This window comes from Streptomyces griseorubiginosus, from assembly GCF_036345115.1.
GTDB classification, from domain to species: Bacteria; Actinomycetota; Actinomycetes; order Streptomycetales; family Streptomycetaceae; genus Streptomyces; species Streptomyces griseorubiginosus_C.
Genome location: NZ_CP107766.1, coordinates 5,560,473 through 5,582,836, shown reverse-complemented (window position 1 = coordinate 5,582,836; position 22,364 = coordinate 5,560,473). Strand labels below are relative to the sequence as shown.

At 71.3% G+C, this 22,364-nt stretch carries 20 protein-coding genes; 10 read left to right on the top strand and 10 right to left on the bottom strand.

Annotation, left to right across the window (positions count from 1 at the left end):
- Positions 1 to 108: 108 nt before the first annotated feature.
- The gene (gene rsmI / locus OHN19_RS25325; protein ID WP_330266393.1) at positions 109 to 957 is read right to left on the bottom strand and encodes a 16S rRNA (cytidine(1402)-2'-O)-methyltransferase; all 849 of its coding nucleotides are present in this window, start codon (positions 955 to 957) and stop codon (positions 109 to 111) included.
- Positions 958 to 1,042: 85 nt separating this feature from the next.
- On the opposite strand from rsmI, the gene OHN19_RS25320 reads away from it, so the two are divergent.
- The 3 genes from OHN19_RS25320 to OHN19_RS25310 all read left to right on the top strand — a co-directional run bounded on the left by OHN19_RS25320 (position 1,043) and on the right by OHN19_RS25310 (position 6,478).
- Entirely contained in the window at positions 1,043 to 2,782 is a 1,740-nt protein-coding gene (locus tag OHN19_RS25320; protein ID WP_330266392.1) for a dolichyl-phosphate-mannose--protein mannosyltransferase, read from the top strand.
- A gap of 306 nt (positions 2,783 to 3,088) precedes the next feature.
- On the top strand, positions 3,089 to 4,711 hold the full coding sequence (locus tag OHN19_RS25315) for a penicillin-binding transpeptidase domain-containing protein (protein WP_330266391.1): 1,623 nt from the start codon (positions 3,089 to 3,091) through the stop codon (positions 4,709 to 4,711).
- A gap of 96 nt (positions 4,712 to 4,807) precedes the next feature.
- Entirely contained in the window at positions 4,808 to 6,478 is a 1,671-nt protein-coding gene (locus OHN19_RS25310) for a penicillin-binding transpeptidase domain-containing protein (protein WP_330266390.1), read from the top strand.
- Positions 6,479 to 6,487: 9 nt separating this feature from the next.
- Here OHN19_RS25310 and OHN19_RS25305 read toward each other — a convergent pair whose 3' ends face one another.
- On the bottom strand, positions 6,488 to 6,835 hold the full coding sequence (locus OHN19_RS25305; protein WP_330266389.1) for an SsgA family sporulation/cell division regulator: 348 nt from the start codon (positions 6,833 to 6,835) through the stop codon (positions 6,488 to 6,490).
- 168 nt (positions 6,836 to 7,003) lie between these two features.
- Here OHN19_RS25305 and OHN19_RS25300 point away from each other — a divergent pair, with 168 nt between their 5' ends.
- The 6 genes from OHN19_RS25300 to OHN19_RS25275 all read left to right on the top strand — a co-directional run bounded on the left by OHN19_RS25300 (position 7,004) and on the right by OHN19_RS25275 (position 11,785).
- Positions 7,004 to 8,050 (top strand): energy-coupling factor ABC transporter permease, encoded by a 1,047-nt coding sequence (locus OHN19_RS25300; protein ID WP_330266388.1) that lies wholly within the window; start codon positions 7,004 to 7,006, stop codon positions 8,048 to 8,050.
- Position 8,051: 1 nt separating this feature from the next.
- Positions 8,052 to 8,813 (top strand): cobalt ECF transporter T component CbiQ, encoded by a 762-nt coding sequence (cbiQ, locus tag OHN19_RS25295; protein WP_330266387.1) that lies wholly within the window; start codon positions 8,052 to 8,054, stop codon positions 8,811 to 8,813.
- Positions 8,801 to 9,559 (top strand): ABC transporter ATP-binding protein, encoded by a 759-nt coding sequence (locus OHN19_RS25290; RefSeq protein ID WP_330266386.1) that lies wholly within the window; start codon positions 8,801 to 8,803, stop codon positions 9,557 to 9,559. Before cbiQ ends, OHN19_RS25290 begins: the two co-directional genes overlap by 13 nt.
- Positions 9,556 to 10,017, top strand: coding sequence for a MarR family transcriptional regulator (locus tag OHN19_RS25285; protein ID WP_330266385.1), 462 nt, complete (start codon positions 9,556 to 9,558; stop codon positions 10,015 to 10,017). The genes OHN19_RS25290 and OHN19_RS25285 overlap by 4 nt, the downstream gene beginning before the upstream one ends.
- Before the next feature lie 125 nt (positions 10,018 to 10,142).
- Positions 10,143 to 10,589: an organic hydroperoxide resistance protein gene (locus tag OHN19_RS25280; protein ID WP_330266384.1), complete on the top strand. Its 447-nt coding sequence runs from the start codon at positions 10,143 to 10,145 to the stop codon at positions 10,587 to 10,589.
- 35 nt (positions 10,590 to 10,624) lie between these two features.
- Complete coding sequence (locus OHN19_RS25275) at positions 10,625 to 11,785, top strand: serine hydrolase domain-containing protein (RefSeq protein WP_330266383.1); 1,161 nt, start codon at positions 10,625 to 10,627, stop codon at positions 11,783 to 11,785.
- 3 nt (positions 11,786 to 11,788) lie between these two features.
- Here the strand turns inward: OHN19_RS25275 and OHN19_RS25270 are convergent, their stop codons facing one another.
- From OHN19_RS25270 to OHN19_RS25245, 6 genes are all read right to left on the bottom strand, one after another.
- Positions 11,789 to 12,064 carry a DUF1876 domain-containing protein gene (locus tag OHN19_RS25270; protein ID WP_123765007.1) on the bottom strand — a complete coding sequence of 92 codons (276 nt, stop codon included), beginning with the start codon at positions 12,062 to 12,064 and terminating at the stop codon, positions 11,789 to 11,791.
- 62 nt (positions 12,065 to 12,126) lie between these two features.
- A complete protein-coding gene (locus OHN19_RS25265) occupies positions 12,127 to 14,856 on the bottom strand; it encodes a bifunctional YncE family protein/alkaline phosphatase family protein (RefSeq protein ID WP_330266382.1) in 2,730 nt (909 codons plus the stop codon).
- Between the two features lie 4 nt (positions 14,857 to 14,860).
- The gene (locus OHN19_RS25260; protein WP_330266381.1) at positions 14,861 to 16,207 is read right to left on the bottom strand and encodes an ABC transporter permease; all 1,347 of its coding nucleotides are present in this window, start codon (positions 16,205 to 16,207) and stop codon (positions 14,861 to 14,863) included.
- Positions 16,204 to 17,127, bottom strand: coding sequence for an ABC transporter ATP-binding protein (locus OHN19_RS25255; protein WP_330266380.1), 924 nt, complete (start codon positions 17,125 to 17,127; stop codon positions 16,204 to 16,206). Before OHN19_RS25255 ends, OHN19_RS25260 begins: the two co-directional genes overlap by 4 nt.
- Positions 17,128 to 17,310: 183 nt before the next feature.
- Positions 17,311 to 18,156, bottom strand: a complete 846-nt coding sequence (locus OHN19_RS25250) for a DMT family transporter (protein WP_330266379.1) — start codon at positions 18,154 to 18,156, stop codon at positions 17,311 to 17,313.
- Entirely contained in the window at positions 18,153 to 18,662 is a 510-nt protein-coding gene (locus tag OHN19_RS25245; RefSeq protein ID WP_330266378.1) for a YbaK/EbsC family protein, read from the bottom strand. Before OHN19_RS25245 ends, OHN19_RS25250 begins: the two co-directional genes overlap by 4 nt.
- Positions 18,663 to 18,763: 101 nt before the next feature.
- Here OHN19_RS25245 and OHN19_RS25240 point away from each other — a divergent pair, with 101 nt between their 5' ends.
- Positions 18,764 to 19,393 carry a GNAT family N-acetyltransferase gene (locus OHN19_RS25240; RefSeq protein WP_330266377.1) on the top strand — a complete coding sequence of 210 codons (630 nt, stop codon included), beginning with the start codon at positions 18,764 to 18,766 and terminating at the stop codon, positions 19,391 to 19,393.
- A gap of 43 nt (positions 19,394 to 19,436) precedes the next feature.
- Here the strand turns inward: OHN19_RS25240 and OHN19_RS25235 are convergent, their stop codons facing one another.
- Both OHN19_RS25235 and OHN19_RS25230 read right to left on the bottom strand, forming a co-directional pair.
- Complete coding sequence (locus tag OHN19_RS25235) at positions 19,437 to 21,635, bottom strand: MMPL family transporter (protein WP_330266376.1); 2,199 nt, start codon at positions 21,633 to 21,635, stop codon at positions 19,437 to 19,439.
- Between the two features lie 116 nt (positions 21,636 to 21,751).
- Positions 21,752 to 22,357: a TetR/AcrR family transcriptional regulator gene (locus OHN19_RS25230; RefSeq protein WP_330266375.1), complete on the bottom strand. Its 606-nt coding sequence runs from the start codon at positions 22,355 to 22,357 to the stop codon at positions 21,752 to 21,754.
- Positions 22,358 to 22,364 lie beyond the last annotated feature (7 nt).

The window sequence follows — 22,364 nt, the reverse complement described above, 5'->3', positions numbered from 1 at the left end:
CCGTGCGGACCTTTGCATTCCGAGACACCGCTTTGCGAGCACATGGGGCGCACGCTCAGACGTCATGCGCCCTGCTCAGAGGGGGTGTGACCCACCTCATGCGGCACATCAGGCAGGGGCGTTCTTCGCCGCGACAACCGCATCGAAAACAACCCGCTTGGGGATCCCGGCCTCGGCGGCCACCGCGGCGATCGCCTCCTTGCGCCGCTCCCCCGCCTCCTCCCGGACCCGCACCCGCCGCACCAGCTCCGCGTCGTCGACCTCCTCGGTCCCCTTCGCGGGCGCCCCCTCGACGACGACGGTGATCTCGCCCCTGACCCCGTCCGCGGCCCACTCGGCGAGCGCCCCCAACGCCCCCCGCTTGACCTCCTCGTACGTCTTGGTCAGCTCCCGGCACACCGCGGCCCGCCGCTCGGCCCCGAACACCTCGGCCATCGCGGCGAGGGTGTCGTCGAGCCGGTGCGGGGCCTCGAAGTAGACGAGGGTCCGCCGCTCCTCGGCGACCTCCCTGAGCCGGGACAGCCGCTCCCCGCTCTTGCGCGGCAGGAACCCCTCGAAGCAGAACCGGTCCACCGGCAGCCCGGACAGCGCGAGCGCGGTGAGCACCGCGGACGGTCCCGGTACGGCGGTGACCTTGACGTCCCGCTCCACGGCCGCGGCGACCAGCCGGTACCCGGGGTCGGACACCGAGGGCATCCCGGCGTCCGTGACGAGCAGCACGCGCGCGCCGCCGAGGAGTTCCTCGACCAGTTCGGGGGTGCGGGCGGCCTCGTTGCCCTCGAAGTAGGACACGATCCGGCCCTTGGGCGTCACACCGAGCCCCTGGGTCAGCCGCCGCAGCCGGCGGGTGTCCTCGGCCGCGATCACGTCGGCCCCGGTCAGTTCCTCCGCCAGCCGGGGCGGGGCGTCCGCGATGTCGCCGATGGGGGTGCCTGCCAGGACAAGGGTTCCAGTCACCTCCCCATCCTCCCAGCCGCGCCCCGAACCGGACGCATCCGCCCATGCACGGGACTCACACAGCACGGTTCCCTACGATGGCGCGGTGACCAGTACCGCGTCCTCCACGGACACCCGGCAGGACCAGGCCCCCCAGGACCGGCGGCCGTCGTGGCAGCAGAGGCTGCGCCGTTTCGGCTATTCCGCGCCCACCAGAAGCGATGTGCGGGAGCGCCTGGTACCGCCCTATGCGACACCCAGTCCGCGGATGTGGCAGGTGCTGGGTGTCCCCGGGGTGCTCGCGGACCGGATCGCGCGCTGGTCGGGCTGGCTCGGACCGCTGCTGGTGACGCTGGTGGCGGGGGTCATGCGGTTCTGGAACCTGGGCAGCCCGAAGAAGGTGATATTCGACGAGACGTACTACGCCAAGGACGCGTGGGCGATCGTCCACCGCGGCTTCGAGCTGAGCTGGGACAAGAACGTCGACAGCCAGATCCTGTCCTCGCACGGCCACGTCCCGCTGCCGACGGACGCCGCGTACGTCGTGCACCCGCCGGTGGGCAAGTACGTCATCGGGCTGGGCGAGCTGATGTTCGGGTTCAACCCGTTCGGCTGGCGGTTCATGACGGCGGTGCTCGGCACGCTGTCGGTGCTGATCGTGTGCCGGGTGGGCCGCCGGATCTTCCGCTCCACGTTCCTGGGCTGTCTGGCCGGCGCCCTGATGACCGTGGACGGGCTGGCCTTCGTGATGGCGCGGACCGCGCTGCTCGACGGTGTGCTGATGTTCTTCGTGGTGGCCGCGTTCGCGTGCCTGGTCGTCGACCGCGACCGGGCCCGGGAGAAACTCGCGGCGGCGCTGCCGGTGGACTCCTACGGCCTCGTGCGCCCCGACGCGCACGTCGGTGACACCCTGCGCCTGGGCTGGCGCCCCTACCGCTGGCTGGCGGGCCTGCTCCTGGGCCTGGCCATCGGCACCAAGTGGAACGGCCTGTTCTTCCTGGCCGCCTTTGGCGTCATGACCGTGCTGTGGGACGTGGGCTCGCGCCGGGTCGCGGGGGCGCGGCACCCGTACGAGGCGGTCTTCAAGTACGACCTCGGCATCGCGTTCCTCGCGACGGTGCCGGTCGCGGCCGTCACCTACCTCACCTCGTGGATCGGCTGGATCCTCTCCCCGGCGGACGGCACCGGCGGCTACTACCGCAACTGGGCCGCGACCGACGGCAAGGGCGGCAACTGGACCTTCCTGCCGGACTGGTGGCGCAGTCTGGTCCACTACGAGCACGAGGTCTACAAGTTCAACGTCGGGCTGCACTCGCCGCACACGTACATGTCCAACCCGTGGAGCTGGATCGTCGACGGCCGCCCGATCTCCTTCTTCTACGAGTCGCCCTCGCCCGGCACCGACGGCTGCCCTGCGGACGCGGGCGAGAAGTGTGCGCGGGAGGTCCTGGCGATCGGCACGCCCCTGCTGTGGTGGGCGGCCTGCTTCGCGATCCTGTACGTGCTGTGGCGCTGGTTCTTCCGCCGCGACTGGCGTGCCGGTGCCATCGCCTGCGGCATCGCGGCGGGTTACCTGCCCTGGTTCCACTACCAGGACCGCACGATCTTCTTCTTCTACACGATCGTCTTCCTGCCCTTCCTCTGCCTGGCCGTGGCCATGCTCGTCGGCGCCCTCATCGGCCCACCCCGCACGAGCGACACCCGCCGCGTGGCAGGCGCGACAGCGGCAGGCGTCCTGGTCCTCCTGATCACCTGGAACTTCATCTACTTCTGGCCCCTGTACACCGGCACGAGCATCCCGATCGACGACTGGCGATCGCGGATGTGGCTGGACACATGGGTCTAGGCGACAGCCGGACACGGTGTGGAGATCGCCGGTCGGGCGGGCGCCACCTCGGGCGTGATCCCGTGAGGGCGGCCTCGCGTCCCCTGCCCGGGAAACGGCGCCGGCAGGTGGCCCGGCCGCCTGATCGCGGCGGTCATGGGCTTCACCGGCCTCGCCGCAACAAGAGGGGACGATCCCGGTCGGCGACCATCGTTCACATACATGATTGAGCACCCGGCCCCGCGGATTCAGAAAACCTTTACCCCACCTGTCACACCTCCCGCTTAGAGTGCCCACAACAACGGGGTATCGGGAGGGGGCCAGACCATGGCCAAGGGGGTGAAGGTCGCTGTCGTCAGCACGGTGTTCGCCGTGATGGTCGGCGGGGCCGGATACGGGGCGTACAACTTCGTGACGGCGATGAGCGACGACGGCAGCGGTGGGGTCGGGGACGCCAAGCGCAGCGGGCCGCCCACCGCCGACGAGATCAAGGAGACCTCCCAGGACTTCTTCGCCGCCTGGGAGAAGGGCGACGCGGCGAGCGCCGCCGCGCTCACCAACAACAGCACGACGGCCGAGGTGCTGCTGACGGACTACAAGGCGGACGCCCACATCGGCGACGTGAGGATCACGCCCGGCAAGGCGACCGGCGCCACCGTGCCGTACAGCGTCAAGGCGACCGTGTCCTACGACGGCAAGTCGAAGCCGCTGGCGTACAGCAGCAAGCTGACCGTCGTGCGCGGGGTGACCACCGGCAAGGCGCTCGTCGACTGGCAGCCCTCCCTGGTGTACCCGAAGCTCCAGCGGGACGACCGGCTCGTCACCGGCGAGTCCGCGAACCCCTCCATCGAGGCGGTCGACCGCAACGGCAAGGTGCTGACCAAGGAGAAGTACCCCTCCCTCGGCCCGGTCCTGGACGCCCTGCGGGAGAGATACGGCAGCGAGGCCGGCGGCACCCCCGGTATCGAGCTGGTCATCAAGCACCCGGACCAGACGCCGGACACCTCCCTGCTCACCCTCGCCGACGGCAAGGCGGGCAAGCTGCGGACCACGATCAGCGCGACCGCGCAGGCCGCCGCCGAGAAGGCCGTGAAGCTGTACAAACAGTCCTCGGTCGTGGCCGTCAAGCCGAGCACCGGCGAGGTGCTGGCCGTCGCCAACAACCGTACGGACGCCTTCAACGCGGCCTTCGAGGGCACCAAGGCGCCCGGCTCCACCATGAAGATCGTCACCGCGGCCATGCTCATCGACAACGGCGTGACCTCGATGAACGGCCCGGCGCCCTGTCCGCCCGACGCCGTGTGGCAGGGGCAGACCTTCAAGAACCTCACCGGCATGGAGCCCAACGAGAACGCCACGCTCGCCAACAGCTTCATGCGGTCCTGCAACACCGCCTTCATCAAGCTGATCGACGAGAAGCCGCTCACCGACGAGTCGCTGACCCTGGAGGCCCAGGACCGGTTCGGGATCGGCCAGGACTGGAAGACCGGCATCGTCTCCTTCGACGGCAAGGTCCCCGCGGTCAGCGGCCCGGACCGGGCGGCGAACGCGATAGGCCAGGGCCAGGTCCAGATGAACCCGCTGAACATGGCGTCGATCACGGCGACCGCCATCACCGGCACCTTCCGCCAGCCCTACCTGATCTCGCCCGAGCTCGACGACCGCGAACTGGCCACCGCCAAGGGGCTGCCGTACAACACCGCCTCCCAGCTGAAGCAGATGATGCGGCTGACCGCGACCCAGGGCACGGCTGCCAAGGCGATGGGGGGGCTGCGCGGGGACATCGGCGCGAAGACCGGGTCCGCGGAGGTCGACGGACAGCAGGTCTCCAACAGCTGGTTCACCGGTTTCCGCAACGACGTGTCGGCGGCGGCCATGACCGAGGAGGGCGGCCACGGCGGCGACGCGGCGGGCCCGATTGTCGCAGCTGTGCTACGAGCCGCAGGCTGACGTCACCCGTGCGGGACAGGGACTCTAGTCTGTTGCAGTCGTTGAGGTGCATGAGGGCAACGGGGACCCTGGAACAGCGCGGAGGAAGCGTAAGTCGTGGGTAACAGAAGGCGCGTCGCCGAGCGACGGAAGACCAAGCCCGCCGTGGTCGGCGCGATGATCGCCGTGGTCGTCGGCGGCGCCGGCGTCGGCGTCTACGCGCTGTACGGCAGTGGAGCCGCGGCCGACGACCGGACGCAGAACACCTCCGCGGCCGCCGACCACAAGCCCAAGGTCAAGACCGGCCCGCTGTCGGCGGCCGAGGTGACCTCCACCGCGACCGCCTTCCTGACCTCCTGGCAGCAGGGCAAGGTGACCACGGCCGCCGCCGCGACCAGCGACGCCAAGGCCGCCACCGCCCTGCTCACCGGCTGGACCAAGGACGCCCACCTCACCGGCACCACCCTCACCCCGGGCACCCCGACCGGCGCCAAGGTGCCCTTCTCCGTCAAGGCGACGGTGTCGTACAAGGGCCTCAGCAAGCCGCTGGCGTACGGCAGTTCCCTGACCGTCGTGCGCAACACCACCACCGGCAAGCCCCAGGTCGACTGGACCGCCGCTCTCGTGCACCCCGATCTTCAGGACGGGGACACCCTGGTCACCGGCGAGTCCGGGACCCCTCCGATCAAGGCGGTCGACCGGGACGGCGGCGAGATCACCACGGCCAAGTACCCGTCGCTGGGCCCGGTGTTGGACGGGCTGCGCGACAAGTACGGCAAGAAGGCCGGCGGCAAGGCGGGCGTCGAGCTGCGGGTGATCCGCGCGAAGGACTCCAAGTCCTCCGACAAGACCCTGGTGGAGCTCAGCAAGGGCACCCCGGGCACCGTGAAGACGACGCTGAGCCCCACGTTCCAGGCGGCGGCCGAGGCGCAGGTGGAGAAGCAGGCCCGCTCCTCCGTCGTGGTCCTGCGCCCCTCGACCGGCGAGATCCTCGCGGTGGCCAACGCCGGCCACGGCTTCAACACCGCCTTCCAGGGCTCCCTCGCCCCCGGCTCCACGATGAAGGTCGTCACCTCCTCGCTGCTGATCGAGAAGGGCCTCGCGTCGCCGGACAAGGCGCACCCGTGCCCGAAGTACTTCACGTACGGCGGCTGGAAGTTCCAGAACGACGACAAGTTCGAGATCAAGGGCGGCACCTTCAAGGCGAGCTTCGCCCGCTCCTGCAACACCGCCTTCATCAGCCAGGCCGGCAAGCTGGACAACGACTCCCTGACCAAGCAGGCCCAGCAGGTCTTCGGTCTGTCCATGAACAACTGGGCGATCGGCGTCCCGTCCTTCGACGGCTCGGTGCCGGTGCAGAGCGCGGCCCAGAAGGCGGCCTCGCTCATCGGCCAGGGCGGGGTCCGGATGAACCCGCTGAACATGGCGTCGGTCTCGGCCACCGTCGAGTCGGGCACCTTCAGGCAGCCCTACCTGGTGTCCCCGAGCGTCGACCACCGCACGCTGGCGACCGCCTCCCGCACGATGTCGTCGAGCACGCTGGCGCAGCTGCGTGAGCTGATGTCATACACCGCGGCCTACGGCACGGCGGCCGAGGCGATGTCCGGGGTCACCGGCAACGTCGGCGCGAAGACCGGCTCGGCGGAGGTCGACGGGCAGAAGAAGCCCAACGGCTGGTTCACCGCCTACCGGGGCGACCTCGCGGCCGCGGGCGTGGCCCAGGCGGGCGGCCACGGCGGCGACACCGCGGGCCCGATCGTGGCGGCCCTGCTGAAGCTGGGCGGCTGATCCCGCGGGTCAGCCGCGCACCGGGGCCGCGGCCATGTAGGTGCGGCGCAGAAACCTGAGCAGGGCCTTCTGCTCGAACTGCACCACCGACACCCCGTGCGGGGAGTGGAACTCGACCACGGCCTGGACCCGCCCGCACGGCCACACGCGGACTTCACCACTGCCGACGGGCGCCCTCAGTCCCTGTTCCAGAAGCGTCCGCGCGAACGTCCACTCGTCGGTGCCCGGCAGACCGACCCGGACCGAGCGCGGGTCGGTCTCCGGGTCGTAGCGCAGGACGACCGGGACCGCCTCGTCCTCCGCGATGTCCGCGTCCGAAACGATGTGGGCTCGCGCGTACTGTTCGACTACAGACATCGTGACGGACCTCTCACGCTGCGTAACCTGTGCGGAAGCTGTGCATCCATTCCCTCTCCAGCGTCGCACATTTCCCGGATTCCGCCCCCGGGACCGAAAGCCCGTGACTTGCTGTTCGCGTCACCCCTCTCTTGCAAAAGGTTCGCAACAAGCCACTATCATCGAACGGTGCATGTGCCTGACGGATTCATAGACGCCCCCATCTCGGCCGCGACCGGAGTCGTCGCCGCGGCCGCCGTCGCGGTGAGCCTGCGCGGTGCCCGGCGTGAACTCGACGAACGCACCGCGCCGTTGGCCGGCCTGGTCGCGGCGTTCATCTTCGCCGTACAGATGCTGAACTTCCCGGTGGCCGCCGGAACCAGCGGACACCTCCTCGGCGGAGCCCTCGCCGCGATCCTCGTGGGCCCCTACACCGGGGTGCTCTGTGTCACCGTGGTCCTGCTCATGCAGGGCATCCTCTTCGCGGACGGCGGGCTGACCGCGCTCGGCGTGAACATCACCGACATGGCCGTGGTGACGACGGTCGTGGCGTACGCCGTCTTCCGCGGGCTGGTGAAGGTGCTTCCGCGCAGGCGCAGTTCGATCACCGCGGCCTCCTTCGTGGCCGCCGTGCTCTCGGTGCCCGCCGCGGCCGTCGCCTTCACCCTGATCTACGCGGTCGGCGGCACCACCGACGTCTCGATCGGCAAGGTCGCTACCGCCATGATCGGCGTCCACGTCCTCATCGGCATCGGCGAGGCCGCCATCACCGCCCTGACCGTCGGCGCCGTCGTCGCCGTACGCCCCGACCTGGTGTACGGCGCCCGTGGCCTCCGGCAGAAGCTGCGCCTGCGGGTCGACGGACAGCTGGTCGACGTGCCGGACGCCGAGAAGGCCCCGGTCGCCGCCCGCTCCCACCGCAAAGTGTGGATCGCGGGCCTGGTCACCTCCCTGGTCCTCGCCGGGTTCGTGAGCTTCTACGCCTCCGCGAACCCCGACGGTCTGGAGAAGGTCGCCGCCGACAAGGGCATCGACGCCAAGACCGAGGAGCACGCCACGGCGGACTCACCGCTCGCCGACTACGGCGTGAAGGACGTCGAGAACGCCCGCCTGTCCGGGGGGCTGGCGGGCGTGATCGGCGTCGGCGTGACCGTCGTCGCGGGCACCGGCGTGTTCTGGGCGGTCCGCAGGCGTCGTACGGCCGACGTCTCGCCGGCGAGCACGAGCAGCGTCTGAGATGGGCGCGGGGCACGCACACCGGCTCTACCGGCACGGGCACTCGCCCGTGCACGCCCTGCCGCCGCACACCAAGCTCGCGGCGGTCTTCGCCTTCGTGGTGGTCGTGGTCTCGACCCCGCGCGAGGCGATGTGGGCGTTCGCTCTGTACGCCGTCCTGCTGGGCGTCGTCGCGTACGTCGCGCGCGTGCCCGCCGGGTTCCTGCTGAAGCGGCTGCTGATCGAGGTGCCGTTCGTGGCGTTCGCGGTGCTGATGCCGTTCGTCGCGGAGGGCGAGCGGGTCGAGGTGCTCGGCCTGTCGTTGAGCGTGAGCGGTCTGTGGGGCGCGTGGAACGTGCTCGCCAAGGGCACGCTCGGCGTGGCCGCGTCGGTGCTGCTCGCTTCCACCACCGAACTGCGCGAGCTGCTCCTCGGTCTCCAGCGGCTCAAGCTCCCGCCGCTGCTGGTGCAGATCGCGTCCTTCATGATCCGCTACGGCGATGTCATCACCGACGAGATGCGGCGGATGCGGATCGCGCGGGAGTCGAGGGGGTTCGAGGCGAGCGGCGTGAAGCACTGGGGCGTCCTCGCGAAGTCGGCCGGGGCGCTGTTCATCCGCTCCTACGAGCGCGGCGAGCGAGTGCACCTGGCCATGGTGAGCCGTGGGTACGCCGGTTCGATGCCGGTCATCGACGAGGTGACCGCGTCGCGCGCGCAGTGGTCGTACGCCTTCGCGCTCCCCGTGACCGCCCTCGTCGTCTGCGTGGTGGGATGGACCCTGTGACAGCTTCCCTCGAAGTGACCGGACTGGCCTTCGCCTACCCCGACGGGCACCAGGCCCTGTTCGGCGTGGACTTCACCATCGCGCGCGGTGAGCGGGTCGCGCTGCTCGGGCCGAACGGCGCCGGCAAGACGACCCTCGTGCTGCACCTCAACGGCATCCTGGGCGGCGGGGTCGGCTCGGTGAAGGTCGCCGGACTGCCCGTGGACAAGAAGCACATGGCGGAGATCCGGCGCCGGGTCGGCATCGTCTTCCAGGACCCCGACGACCAGCTCTTCATGCCGACCGTGCGCGAGGACGTGGCGTTCGGACCGGCGGCGGCCGGGCTGAAGGGGGACGAGCTGGAGGCCCGGGTGCGCACCGCGCTGGAGCGCGTGGGCATGGCGGAGTTCGCGCACCGGCCCCCGCACCACCTCTCCTTCGGCCAGCGGCGCCGGGTGGCCGTCGCGACCGTGCTCGCGATGGAGCCGGAGATCCTCGTCCTGGACGAGCCCTCCTCCAATCTCGACCCGGCCTCCCGCCGTGAACTCGCCGACATCCTGCGCTCGCTGGACGTGACGGTCCTGATGGTCACGCACGACCTGCCGTACGCGCTGGAGCTGTGTCCGCGCTCGCTGATCCTGAGCGAGGGCACCATCGCCGCGGACGGGAGGACCGCCGAACTCCTCACCGACGACGAGCTGATGCGCGCCCACCGGCTGGAGCTGCCCTTCGGATTCGACCCGCGGTCCGTGACAATGGGCGCGTGACGAACGAAGAGGACGCCGGATCGCTGCTCCTTGACGACCAGTTGTGCTTCGCGCTGTACGCCGCCCAGCGCGCGGTGACCGCCGCCTACCGGCCGCTCCTCGACGAGCTCGGGCTCACCTACCCGCAGTACCTGGTGCTGCTGGTGCTGTGGGAGCGCGGTGAGACGACCGTGAAGGAGCTCGCGGGGGCGCTGCGTCTGGACTACGGCACGGTCTCGCCGTTGCTCAAGCGGCTGGAGGGGGCCGGCCTTGTGCGCCGGGAGCGGGCGGTGGACGACGAGCGTTCGGTCCTCGTCGCGTGCACGGAGCGTGCGGAGGGCCTGAGGGAGCGCGCCGCCGCCGTACCCGGCGCGCTGCTCGCGGCCACCGAGCTCGCCGGTCCCGAGGCCGAGCGGTTGCGCGAGGAGCTGTGGCGGCTCGCGGAACGGGCGGGCACCGCGGCGGCCCGCGCGCGCTGACCCCTCGCGCGCCCCCCACCTCGGGTTACCCCCGGTTGCCACCCCCTGACGGCACGCCCTCGCCCTACCGGCCGGTATCTTGTGCACGATGTTCTTGTGCGCACCTGTTCTGGGGGGAGCCAGCCATGAGTGACGACACCGCCGTCGACACCCGCCCGACGAAGATCATGTACGTCGCCGAGGCCACCGCGCACGGTGGCCGGGACGGCTATGTCACGAGCCAGGACGGCCAGATCGAGCTGAAGGTCGCGATGCCGCCGGCGCTCGGCGGGGACGGCAACGGCACCAACCCCGAGCAGCTGTTCGCCGCCGGCTACAGCGCGTGCTTCCACAACGCGCTGATCCTCGTCGGCAACCGCGCGGGCTACGACCTCACCGGTTCGACGGTCGCCGCGAAGGTCGGCATCGGCCCGAACCGGACCCAGGGCTACGGCCTCGCGGTCGCCCTCAGCGTCTCCCTGCCGGTCCTCGACGCGGGCCTCGCGGCCAAGCTCGTGGACGCGGCCCACGAGGTCTGCCCGTACTCCAACGCGACCCGCGGGAACATCGACGTGACGATTCTGCTTGGCTGAGAGGGGTACCGAGCGGCAGCAGGAGGAGTGCGGACGTGGACGTGAACGGCACAGTGGCCGAGGGCTTCGAGCCGGTCAGGGACGCGTTCGCGCGGAACTTCGAGACGCTCGGGGACCGGGGCGCGGCCCTCGCCGTGTACCGGGACGGGCGCAAGGTGGTCGACCTGTGGGCCGGCACCAAAGACGTCGACGGCACCGAGCCCTGGCGGCACGGCACCGCGCAGGTGGTGCGCTCGGCGACCAAGGGTGTCGCCGCCGCCGTACCCCTGCTGCTGCATCAGCGCGGGGAGCTGGACCTGGACGCGCCGGTGGCCGAGTACTGGCCCGAGTTCAAGGCGCGCGGCAAGGAGCGGCTGGCGGTGCGGCAGGTGCTGAACCACCGGGCCGGGCTGCCGGTGCTGGACCGGCCGCTCACCCCCGAGGAGGCCCTGGACCCGCTGAAGGGCCCGGAGGCGGTCGCCGCGCAGGCACCCGTCTGGGAACCCGGCACGGACCACGGGTACCACGCGCTGACGTACGGCTGGATGCTGGACGAGCTGGTGCGCCGGGTGACCGGGCTCGGCGCGGGTGCCTGGATCGCGCGGGAGATCGCCGGGCCGCTCGGGGCGGAGTTCTGGCTCGGGCTGCCGGAGGCGGAGGAGGCAGCCGGACGCGCGGGCCGGGTCGGCCGGGTCGAGGGGCCGGTGCCCACCGGTGCCCTGCGCGCCCGGCCCAAGCGGTCCGTCACCGAGGCCTACCAGGATCCCGGCTCCCTGACCCGCCGGGCGTTCGCCGCGATCACCCCCTTCCCCGACCAGAACGCGCCCGAGTACCGGGCGAGCGCGCTGCCCGCGACCAACGGGATCGCGACCGCCGACGGGCTGGCGCGGATCTACGCGGCGCTGATCGGCGAGGTCGACGGGGTGCGGCTGTTCGAGCCGGCCACGGTCGAGCTCGCCCGGGCCGAGGAGTCGGCGGGCCCGGACCGGGTGCTCGTCGTGAACACCCGGTTCGGGCTCGGCTACATGCTGCACGGCAGCGCGTCGCCGTTCCTCGGCGCGGGCTCCTTCGGGCACCCCGGCCGCGGGGGCTCGCTCGGCTTCGCCGATCCGGAGACCGGCGTCGCCCTCGGCTATGTCACCAACGGCTTCCGCAAGACGGTCACCGCGGACCCGCGGGCGCAGGCGCTGGTCAGGGCGGTGCGGGCGGCCCTGTGACCGCTAGACGTTGATCGGGTGGGACGTCCGGCCGGACGCCTCGTCGATCTCGCCGTGCGCCTTGGTGAGCAGCTGCATCGCGAGTTCGTTCAGCGCGCGGGCGCCGGCCACCTCCTCCCCCACCCGCGGCTGGTTGCTGTCGGTGTGGTGGCGGGTGGCGTGCCCGTGCGTGCGCACCTCGGTGCCGTCCGGCAGCCGTACCATCGCCGCCGCCCGCGTGTGCTGGTCGTCCTCCTGGAACTCCAGCTCGATGTGCCATCCCACAGCGGTGTGCGTCATGACGATCACCTCCGAAGCGTGTGCTTCCAGGGTGCTCCTCGGCGGGCGGCGGCGCACGGGGCTCAGCCGTCCGACTCCGCGGAGGGCAGGTACGCGCCGGGTACGGCGTTCGGGGCGTAGACCTTCTTGTCGCCGGGGTAGGGCTTGGTCCAGTTGTGGGTCTGGTACCAGGTGTAGCGGTTCATCTGCTCGTTGTCGGCGTAGTCCGGCACGGCGTGCGGGCCCGTCAGGCGCTGGTGCGAGGCCCACGTCTTCCACTGGGCCGCCAGCCCCTGTTCGGCCTTCGGTACGGCCACGGACGTCGGCGCGGGGGCCGCGTCGGCGTCCTGCGCGGCCGGGGTGTCCGCGCCGCAGGAGGGGGTGGGGCTCACGCCGAGGGTCAGCGAGGTGCGGTTGGGGACCGCCGTGAACGGGGTGGTGTCCGGCTTCGCCGTGAACGCCCCGTACATCGGGGTGGCCGCGCTGTCCTTCTGGTTCATCGGGTGGATCCCGAGGATCTGCTCGACCGTGCGGATCATGGTGATCTGCGTGTAGTAGTGGCTGTCGACGGTGCCGTGCTGGGCGTACGGGCTGATGACCTGGACCGGGGCCCGGTGGCCGTCGACGTGGTCGAGCCCGTTCTGCGAGTCGTCCTCGACGACGAAGATCACCGAGTCCTTCCAGTACTTGCTGTGCGAGATCTCGTCGACCGTCCGGCCGACCGCGAGGTCGTTGTCGGCGACCTCGGCGGCCGCGTTGGCGGGGCCGCCGGTGTGGTCGTTGGAGAACCAGAACATGTTCAGGTTCGCCGGGCCGTTCTTCTCGAAGTCCTGCTGCCAGATCTGTTCCTTGTAGACGTCCGGGACGTCGAGGTCGAACATCGGGAAGCCCTGCACGCTCACCTTGTTGAGCGAGGGGATCGCCGAGCCGGTCTGGATCGGGTACTGGGTCCCCGCCCCGGTCGCGGCCATGGTCCTGGAGTCGCAGTACAGGTTCTGCCAGGTGGCCCCGGCCGGCTTGGACTCCGTCGACTGGAACTCGCCGAAGTCCTTGACCGACTTGCCGGCCGCCTGCGCCCCGGTCCACAGGAACCCGGACTTCTGGTGGCCGAGCACGTCGTTCTCGGTGTCGTAACTGCGGGTGTACTCACCGGCGGAGGACTCGGTGTACTCCGGGTTGTCCGACTGCATCAGCCAGTTGTGGCCCTCGGCGGAGTTGGTGCCGATGTCGTAGAAGTTGTCGTAGAGGCCGAACTGCTCTGCGAGGGCGTGCTGGTTGGGGGTGACGTTCGCACCGAAGGTGGTGAGGGACGGGTCGCCGTCGCCCTGCGGGAGGTCGCCGTAGACCTGGTCGTAGGTGCGGTTCTCCTTGACCAGCAGGAAGACGTGCTTGATGGTCGAGGGGTCGCCGAGGCGGGCGGGGACGGGGACCGGCTTGGCATGGCTCGCGCTGGTGACTTTGAGGACCGAGCCCGGTGTCCAGCCGTTCTGCTGGAAGACCTTGGCCGTCTGGGACCTGATCACGAGGTCGCTCGGCAGCGTGAACTCGGTCAGGCTCGACGTGGTGTCGTGGGTGCCGTGGCCGGTCGCCGTGGTCGGGCGGCGGGCGTCGATGCCACGGGTGTTGGAGACGACGACCTTCTTCCCGACCGTGGTCACCTCGGCGGGGAAGTAGTCGGTGGGCAGCAGGCCCACGTAACCGGCCGGTTCCTGCGGGGACTCGTACCGGTAGACGGCGACCGCGTCGGCGCGGCCCAGGGTCACCAGGAGGCGGCCGTCGTCGGTGAGGGTGACCGCGTCGGGCTCGTAGCCGACCTTCGCCTCGGGCCACGGCTGGGTGGCGATGGTCTGGACGACCTTGCCCTTGCGGGTGTCGATCACCGAGACGGTGTTGTCGGCGGTGTTGGTGACGAACACCGTGCCGTGCTTGGCGTAGACGGCGGTGGGGTGGAGGCCGACGGGGATGGTGCCGACGGACGCGGCCGGGTGGGCGGTGTCGATGACGCTGACCGTGCCACTCGTCGAAGCGCCGGTATCGGGGTTCGCCGGTACCTGAGTGCCGTACGAGTTCATCGTGGTGTCGCCGGCCCGAGCCGGGCGGCCGCCCTCGTTGCTGACGTACAACTTCCCGTCGACCAGGGCGAGTCCGCGCGGGGCGGTGCCGACGGCCCAGGTCTGCTGGACGGTTCCGGTTGCCGCGTCCAACGCGACGACCGTGTTCTGGCCGTTGACCGCCGCGTACACGGTGGAGCCGTCGGGGGAGAAGACGGCCGCGCCCACCAGCGCCTGCTGGGAGCCGACGGTCGGGATCGGGACCGCGACCGGGTCGGCGAGGGTGCCGTCTGCGTTCACCGTGAACTTCGTGTATCCGGTGGCCTGTCCGAGCCACAGCTGCTTGCCGTCGGGCGAGTAGGTGGGGCCCTCCTGGCCGACGGCGGCGCTGCTGATGCGCAGGTCGTCCGCAGCGTTGGCGCCGATCCTCTGCTTCACCTGTCCGGTCGCCAGGTCCATGATGACCAGGGCCGCGTCGCCGTCGGTGACGGCGGCCGCGAGGTGGGTGCCGTCGGGGCTGACCGTGGACGACATGATCTTGCCGTCGTCGATGACCGTCCGGCTGCCGTACGGCTTGAGGTACTGGTCGCTGGAGATGACCTCGCCCTTGGCGGTGTTCTGCGCGACCTGCTGGGTGCCGAACTGGTAGGTCGAGGCGACCGCGGTGCCGGTGACGCCCATGGCGACGGCGATTCCGGCGGCCACCAGCACGGTCCGGCGTCTGACCGGCTGCTTCTCCCTGATACGCCGTGTTACCTGCATGGACCTATCCCTTCGAGGTGGTGTCGAGCAGCTCGACGTTCCCGTCGAACTGCCACAGCGGGTTCGGGGCGTCCCCGGTCTCGGTCCGCACCAGGAAGTAGCCGTTCACTTCCTTCGGACCGTCCCCGTCGGCCACGTACCGGCCGTCCGATCCGACGTCGAGTTGGTAGATCGCGGTCCCCGCCACCGCGGTCCCGGGCAGGTGCCAGGTCACGACACACCGCCAGTCGTTGCCCGGCCCCTCCTGCGCGGCCAGTCCGTCGCTCTTGGTGCAGGCCGCCGAGGCGCGCAGCTGGGCCTCGGTGACGGCGGGGCGGTGCAGTTGGCCGGTCTGCATCCGGTAGAGGTGGGCGAAGGCGGTGGCGAGGGAGGCCTGGACCTTGGCCCGGGTGATGCCCGCCGAGGGGGCCGTCACGGCGATCACCGCGACGCTGAGGGCGAGCAGCCCGGCCATCGGGAGCAGCCCCGTGGTGAGCGCGCGGCGCCCTCCGCCGTCGTAGGCGAGGTCGGTGAAGTCCCTGTGCAGGAAGAGGTGATGGGCCAGGGCGGTCGCCAGCACCGCCCACAGCAGGCTGACCGCGATCCCGATCAGGAGGGGGGTGAGCTGGGCCGGGGCGGTGAACAGGCCGTTCCAGGAGACGAAGGCGGATCCCGGCAGGGCGAGGCGTACGGCGACGGGCAGCGGCAGCATCTGGGCGACCGACATCGCGAGCGCGACGAGCGGGGGCAGCAGCAGGCCCGTCGGGGAGCGGCCGAGCGCGACCGAGCCGAGCAGGCCGATCGCGGCGAGAGCGAGGGTGGGGGCGAGGGCGGCGGTCCAGGCGAGGAGAACCTTCGCGGCCGCGTCCCCAGGACCGATCAGGTGGCCGTCCAGACCGACCAGTGGCTGGTCGCCGACCGCGGTGAGTCCGCCGACCGTGCCGGATGCGGCCAGTCCGGCCACCAGCAGCAGCACGACGGTGAGGGCGGCCAGCGCCTTCGCAGCGAAGATCCGCCTCGGCGAGCGGACCGCGACCAGCAGGTGCCGCCAGGTGCCTAGCCGGTCCTCGGCGGCGAACACGTCACCGGCGACCACCGAGGTCAGCAGCGGCAGCGCCCAGGTGCCCGCGAACCCGAGGATCACCAGCGGCCCGGCCCAGCCGGTGGCGTGCATCCAGCGTCCGAAGAGGGTGTCGGAGGGCAGGGTGCTCTGCACGCCCACCCCGGCGACGAACAGGCCGGGCGCGATCCAGCAGGCGAGGAGCAGGAGCCGGATACGCCACTGGGAGAGGAGCTTGAGGAGCTCGAAGCGGTAGGCGCGGGTGACGGAGACCGGCGGGGCGGCGGCGTCCCGGGGCAGGGTCGCGGTCATGCGTCCGCCTCCTGGTGCTCCGTGAGTTCGAGGAAGGCCGCTTCCAACGGCGAGATCACGGGGGCGAGTTCGCGTACCGCGACGCCCGACGTCACGAGCCGCGCGACGAGTTCGTCGAGGGCGGGCACCAGCGCCCGGACGACGAGCGGCTCGCCGTCCTCCACCAGCCTGACGCCGACCGTGTCCGCGGCCAGCCGGCGCGCGGCCCGCGGGTCGGACGTCCGTACCCGGTAGTCGAGTTCACGGCTCTCCGCGGCCAGCTTGGCGAGCGGTCCGGAGAACACGACCCGGCCGGTGGCGAGGATGGTGACCTCGGAGCACAGGGCCTCCAGGTCGTCCATACGGTGGCTGGAGACCACGACACTCGTGCCGTCCGCGGCGAGCCGGTGCAGCACCCCGTGCACATGCCGTTTCCCGGCCGGGTCGAGGCCGTTGGAGGGCTCGTCGAGCACCAGCAGCCGCGGCCTGGTCAGCAGTGCGGCGGCGAGCCCCAGGCGCTGCCGCATGCCGAGGGAGAAGCCGCGGGCCTTGTCGTCGGCGACCGCGGTGAGCCCGACCTGGCCGAGCACGTCGTCGATGTCCGCGGTACGTTCCCGCCGCCCCCGCAGCCGGGCCAGCGCGGCGAGGTTCTGCCGGGCGGTGAGCGAGGGGTAGAGACCGGGGCCGTCCACGAAACCGGCGACTCCGTCGGGGGCGGCGAACTCCCGCCCGACCGGCGCCCCGAGGATCTCCAGACGGCCGCCGTCGGCGACGGCCAGCCCCAGCAGCAGCCCGAGCAGGGTCGTCTTCCCGGCCCCGTTCGGCCCGACCAGGCCATGGATCTGACCCTGCGTCACGTCCAGGTCGACGCCGTCGAGCGCGACGACGTCCCCGAAGCCCTTGCTGATCCCCCGGGCCCGGACCGCGTGGCGTGTGTCCATGAGTCCCCCCTTCCGGTTCCGGAGGGACCCTAGGGACGGCACCCGGCCCGGGCGCGGACACCTGACTGAACGCTCAGGGAACGAACCGTCAAGGCCTCGGCAAGGAGGGCAAGGGAGAGCAAACGAAGGGCGTGCGTTGGGCGGGACTTGGGCGACGCTTGGGGCAGCACGTCCCGCGCACCGCTAACCGGCGTGCAACATCAGCCCGATGCCCGCGACCAGCAGGCCCGCCGCGACGATCCTCGGGGCTCCGAAGCGTTCCTTGAAGAACACCGCGCCGATGGCCGCGCCGACGATGATCGAGGACTCGCGCAGGGCCGCGATCGGGGCGAGTTCGGCTCGGGTCTGGGCCCACAGGACGAGGCCGTACGCGGCCACGGAGAGGGCGGCGCCCACGAGTCCGATGCGGGCGAACGGGCGCAGCACGGGCACGAACTGGGCCCGCCAGCGGTTAAGGGCGTACGCCGGGATCACCACGCCCTGCACCGCCATCAGCCAGGCGATGTAGCCGAGGGAGGAGCCGGAGGCGCGCACGCCGAGTCCGTCGACGACGGTGTACACGGCGATGCTCAGCCCGGTCGCCAACGCGGCGCCGATCGCCGCCCAGTCGGGCCGGCGCCCGCGCAGTCCCCACAGCGCGACCCCGGTGAGTCCCGCGCAGGACAGGGCGATCCCGGCCGCGGCCCACCCGTCGGGCACCTCGTGGGCGAACAGGGCGGCGAGCACCGTGACGACCAGGGGCGCGGTGCCGCGCGCGATCGGGTAGGCCTGCCCGAAGTCCCCGAGCCGGAAGGACCTCATCAGCAGCGCGTAGTAGGCGATGTGCACGCAGGAGGAGGCGATCAGGTACGGCCACGCGCCCGCCGCCGGGACCGCCGCGAACGGGATGATCGCCAGCCCGATGAGCATCCCGCCGCCGGAGATCAGCGTGAACCCGACGAGCTTGTCGGTGATCCGGTGCGCGATGGCGTTCCAGCTGGCGTGCGTGACCGCGGCCAGCAGGACGGCCGCGGTGACGAGCGGGGTCACGAGGTGTGCTCGCGGACGTCCACGAGGGTGGCGCCGGCGTGCGCGACGAGGTCTTTCGGCGGGATGGGGAACACGGTGTGCGGGGTGCCGGCGGCGGCCCACACGAGGTCGTGGCCGAGCAGCGACCGGTCGGCCAGCACCCGGGTCCTCGTCCGGTGCCCGAAGGGCGGCACACCCCCGATGGCGTACCCGGTGGTCTCCCGTACGACGTCGGCCTTGGCCCGGGTGACCTTCTCCACGCCGAGCTCCCGCCGCACCAGCTCGACGTCGACCCGCGAGGCCCCGTCCATGAGCACCAGCACGGGCACGCCGTCGGCCGCGAAGATCAGCGACTTGCAGATCTGGCTCAGCTCGCACCCGACCGCGGCGGCGGCCTCGGCGGCGGTCCGGGTGGCGTCCGGGAAGCGGCGGATCCTCGCGGTCAGCTCGTCGAGCCCCAGCTCCCGCAGGGCTTCGGCGAAACGGGGGTGGGCGGCCTCGGAGCCGTCGGCATCGGTGCTCGTCATGCAGGGCACGCTAGCGGTGGGTGTACGAGCCACGCGACCGGTTTGCCGGTCCCGTCTCCCTTGCCCGCCCCATCTCCCGTCCCGTCGTGCAGGATGCTGCGATGACCTCGACTCCCGCCATACGGCCCTACCGTCCCGAGGACCGTGACGCCCTCGACGACATCTGCGTCCGCACCGCGCACGTCGGCCAGGACGCCCGCCCCCACTACCGCGACCCCGGCGTCTTCCCGGCGGCCTTCGCGCAGCCGTACGTCCATCTCGACCCGGACCTGGCCTTCGTGCTGGACGACGGGGCGGGGCGGGCCGTCGGGTATGTCGTGGGGACCGCCGACACGGCCCGGTTCGTCGAGGAGTACCGCGCCCGGTGGCTCCCGCTCGTCGCCGAGCGCTATCCGGCGCCGAGCGGCCCGCCGAGCACCCCCGACGAGGAGATCGCCGCGCTGCTGCACGACCCCGAGCGGATGCTGGTGCCCCAGGTCGCCGTCTATCCCGCCCACTTGCACATCGACCTCCTTCCCGGGTGGCAGGGCCGCGGGTACGGGCGGGCGCTCATGACGGCTCTCTTCCGCGCGCTGCACGAGCGGGGCGTGGCCGCCGTACACCTGTGCATGCTGTCCGCCAACACGCCCGCCCGCGCCTTCTACGACCGCCTCGGCTTCCACGAGATCGCCGTACCGGATGCCGGGCCGGTCACGTATCTCGGCCGCCCCACGGCAGCGGAGAGCCGGTGAGGGAACTCCCCCTCACCGGCTCGTCCCGCTCTTCCGCCGTGTGTCAGACGCGGGCCAGTTCGCGGTCCTCGTCGGGGTCGGCGTCCTTCTGGTCGTGGGCGCGCAGGCCCTCGCCCTCGACGTCGACGTTGGGCAGGGCGCGGTCCAGCCACTTCGGCAGCCACCAGGCCCGGCGGCCGAGCAGGGCGAGGACCGCCGGGACGATCGCCATGCGGACGACGAACGCGTCGAAGAAGACGGCGATCGCGAGCCCGAAGCCGATCATCTTGATCATCGACTCGCTGGAGCTGATGAAGCCTCCGAAGACGGCCATCATGATGACCGCGGCGGCGGCCACGACCCGGGCGCTGTGCTTGAACCCGGTCACCACGGCCTGGCTCGGGGACTCCCCGTGGACGTACGCCTCGCGCATCCGGGTCACGAGGAAGACCTCGTAGTCCATCGCGAGACCGAAGACCACGCCGACCATGAAGATCGGCATCATCGACATGATCGGGCCGGTCTCCTCGACACCGAGCAGTCCGCCGAGCCAGCCCCACTGGAAGACCGCGACGACCGCGCCGAGCGCGGCGAGCACCGAGAGCAGGAAGCCGAGGGCCGCTTTCAGCGGGACCAGGATCGAGCGGAACACCACGATCAGCAGGAGGAAGGCGAGGCCGACCACCAGGCCCAGGTACGGGATCAGGGCGTCGGTGAGCTTCTGCGAGAAGTCGATGTTCATCGCGGTGGTGCCGGTGACCAGGACGTCCGCGTCGGCCTTGGACGCGATGTCGTCACGGATGGCGTGCACCAGGTCCTCGGTCTGGGCGGAGGACGGCTTGGAGTCCGGGATGACGGTGATGGTCGCGGTGTCGCCGGCCTTGTTGAAGGTGGCCGGGGTGACCGTGACGACGTCCTTGAGGTCCTTGATGCCGTCGGTGACCGTGGCGGCCGCGGCCTTCGGGTCGGCGCTGTCCTTGGCGTCGACCACGATCATCAGGGGGCCGTTGAAACCTGGCCCGAAGCCCTCCGAGAGGAGGTCGTAGGCGCGGCGCTGGGTGGTGGAGGTGGGCTGCGAGCCGTCGTCGGGCAGGCCCAGCTCCAACTGGCTGACCGGCAGCGCGATCGTGCCGAGCCCGACCACGCCGAGCAGCAGCACGGCGGCCGGGCGCCGGATGACGAAACTCGCCCAGCGGGTGCCGAGGTTGGGCTTCCCGGCCGGCTTCTCGGGGGACTTCCCGCGCTTCTCGCCCGCCGGGCGCACCTTGCGCCCCGCGTATCCGAGCAGCGCCGGGATCATCGTCAGCGCGATGAGGACGGCGATCACGACCGTGCCCGCCGCGGCGAGGCCCATCTTGGTCAGCATCGGCACGTTGACGACCGCGAGTCCGGCCAGCGCGATGACGACCGTGAGGCCCGCGAAGACCACCGCGGATCCGGCGGTGCCGGTGGCCCGGCCGACCGCCTCCTCGCGGTCGCGGCCCTCGGCCAGTTCGCCGCGGTAGCGGGAGACGATGAACAGGGCGTAGTCGATGCCGACCGCGAGGCCGATCATCAGGGCGAGGGTGGAGGTGGTGTCGCCGAGGTCGAGCGCCTTGGCGAGGGCGGTGATGGTGGAGACGCCGATCCCGACGCCGATGATCGCGGTCAGCAGCGGCAGTCCGGCGGCGACCAGCGAGCCCAGGGTCATGACCAGGACGACCGCGGCGATGGCGAGGCCGACGACCTCGCCGACGGCTCCCGGCTCGGCGGCGGCCTGGAGTGCGTCACCGCCGACCTCGACGGTCAGCCCGCTGTCCCGGGCCTGGTCGCCGGCTTTCTCCAGGGCGTCCCGGGTGGCGTCCTTGAGCTCCATGGCGGGGGCGTCGTAGCTCACCGAGATGTAGGCGACCGTGCCGTCCTTGCTCACCGCGTTCGTCTTGAACGGGTCGGTGACGGAGACGACCTCGGAGCCGTCGCCGAGTTCGCCGACCGTCTTCTCGACGGTGGCCCGGTTGGCGGCGTCCGTCATCTTCTCGCCCGCGGGCGCCTTGAAGACCAGCCGTCCGGTGGCGCCGTCCGCACTGGCCCCGGGGAAGCGCTGTTCCAGCAGGTCGAAGGCCTTCTGGGCCTCGGTGCCGGGGATGGAGAAGGAGGTGGATCCGGCGGCGGGGGCGCTGGCCGCGCCGACACCGGCGAGGGTCAGCAGAGCCACCCACATCAGGGCGACGAAATGCCGTCGCCGGAAGGCGAGCCGGCCGAGTTTGTAGAGGAAAGTGGCCACGGAGGCGTACTCCTGGTCAGGTCGTGGGGTCTTCAGGGCAGGGGTGATCAGCCCGACGACGTGAGCGGATACGTCAGGTGGAGGGCTTGCTGGGGAGACTGGGGGTCAGTCGTGGGTCATTCGTGGGGAATGCCGAGGGCGGGGAGGACCACGGCGTCGATGTACGAGAGGAGGAAGGCCTGGGTGGGCGGCAGTTCGTCGATCATCGTGCGGGCGGCGAACCCGCCGAGCATCATGTGGATCATGAAGTCGATCGCCGGGTTGTCGGGGCGTACCTCGCCCCGGTCGACGGCCCGCTGCACGATCCGGCGGAACTCCGCCATCTCGGGCTCGATGAGGTGCTCGCGGAACGCCTTCAGGAGGTCCGGGTTGCCGTGGATCGCCATGGCCAGCCCTCGCATGAGCGCGGAGTTCTGCTCCATCGTGCAGTCGTCCGAGCGCATCGTGAGGGCGTGCAGGTCGCCGCGGAGCGACCCGGTGTCGATCTCGTCGAGACCCAGACCGCCGGGCTTGGTGTGCCGCACCGCCTTCGCCACCAGCTCGGCCTTGCCGCCCCACTGGCGGTAGAGCGTGGCCTTGCTGGACCGGGTGCGGGCCGCGACGGCGTCCATGGTCAGGGTGTCGTACCCGACCTCCCGGAGCAGTTCGAGCACGGCCCCGTAGAGCTCGGCCTCGCGCTCGGGGGTGATACGGCTGCGACGCGCTGTCGTGACCTCGGTCATGCCACTC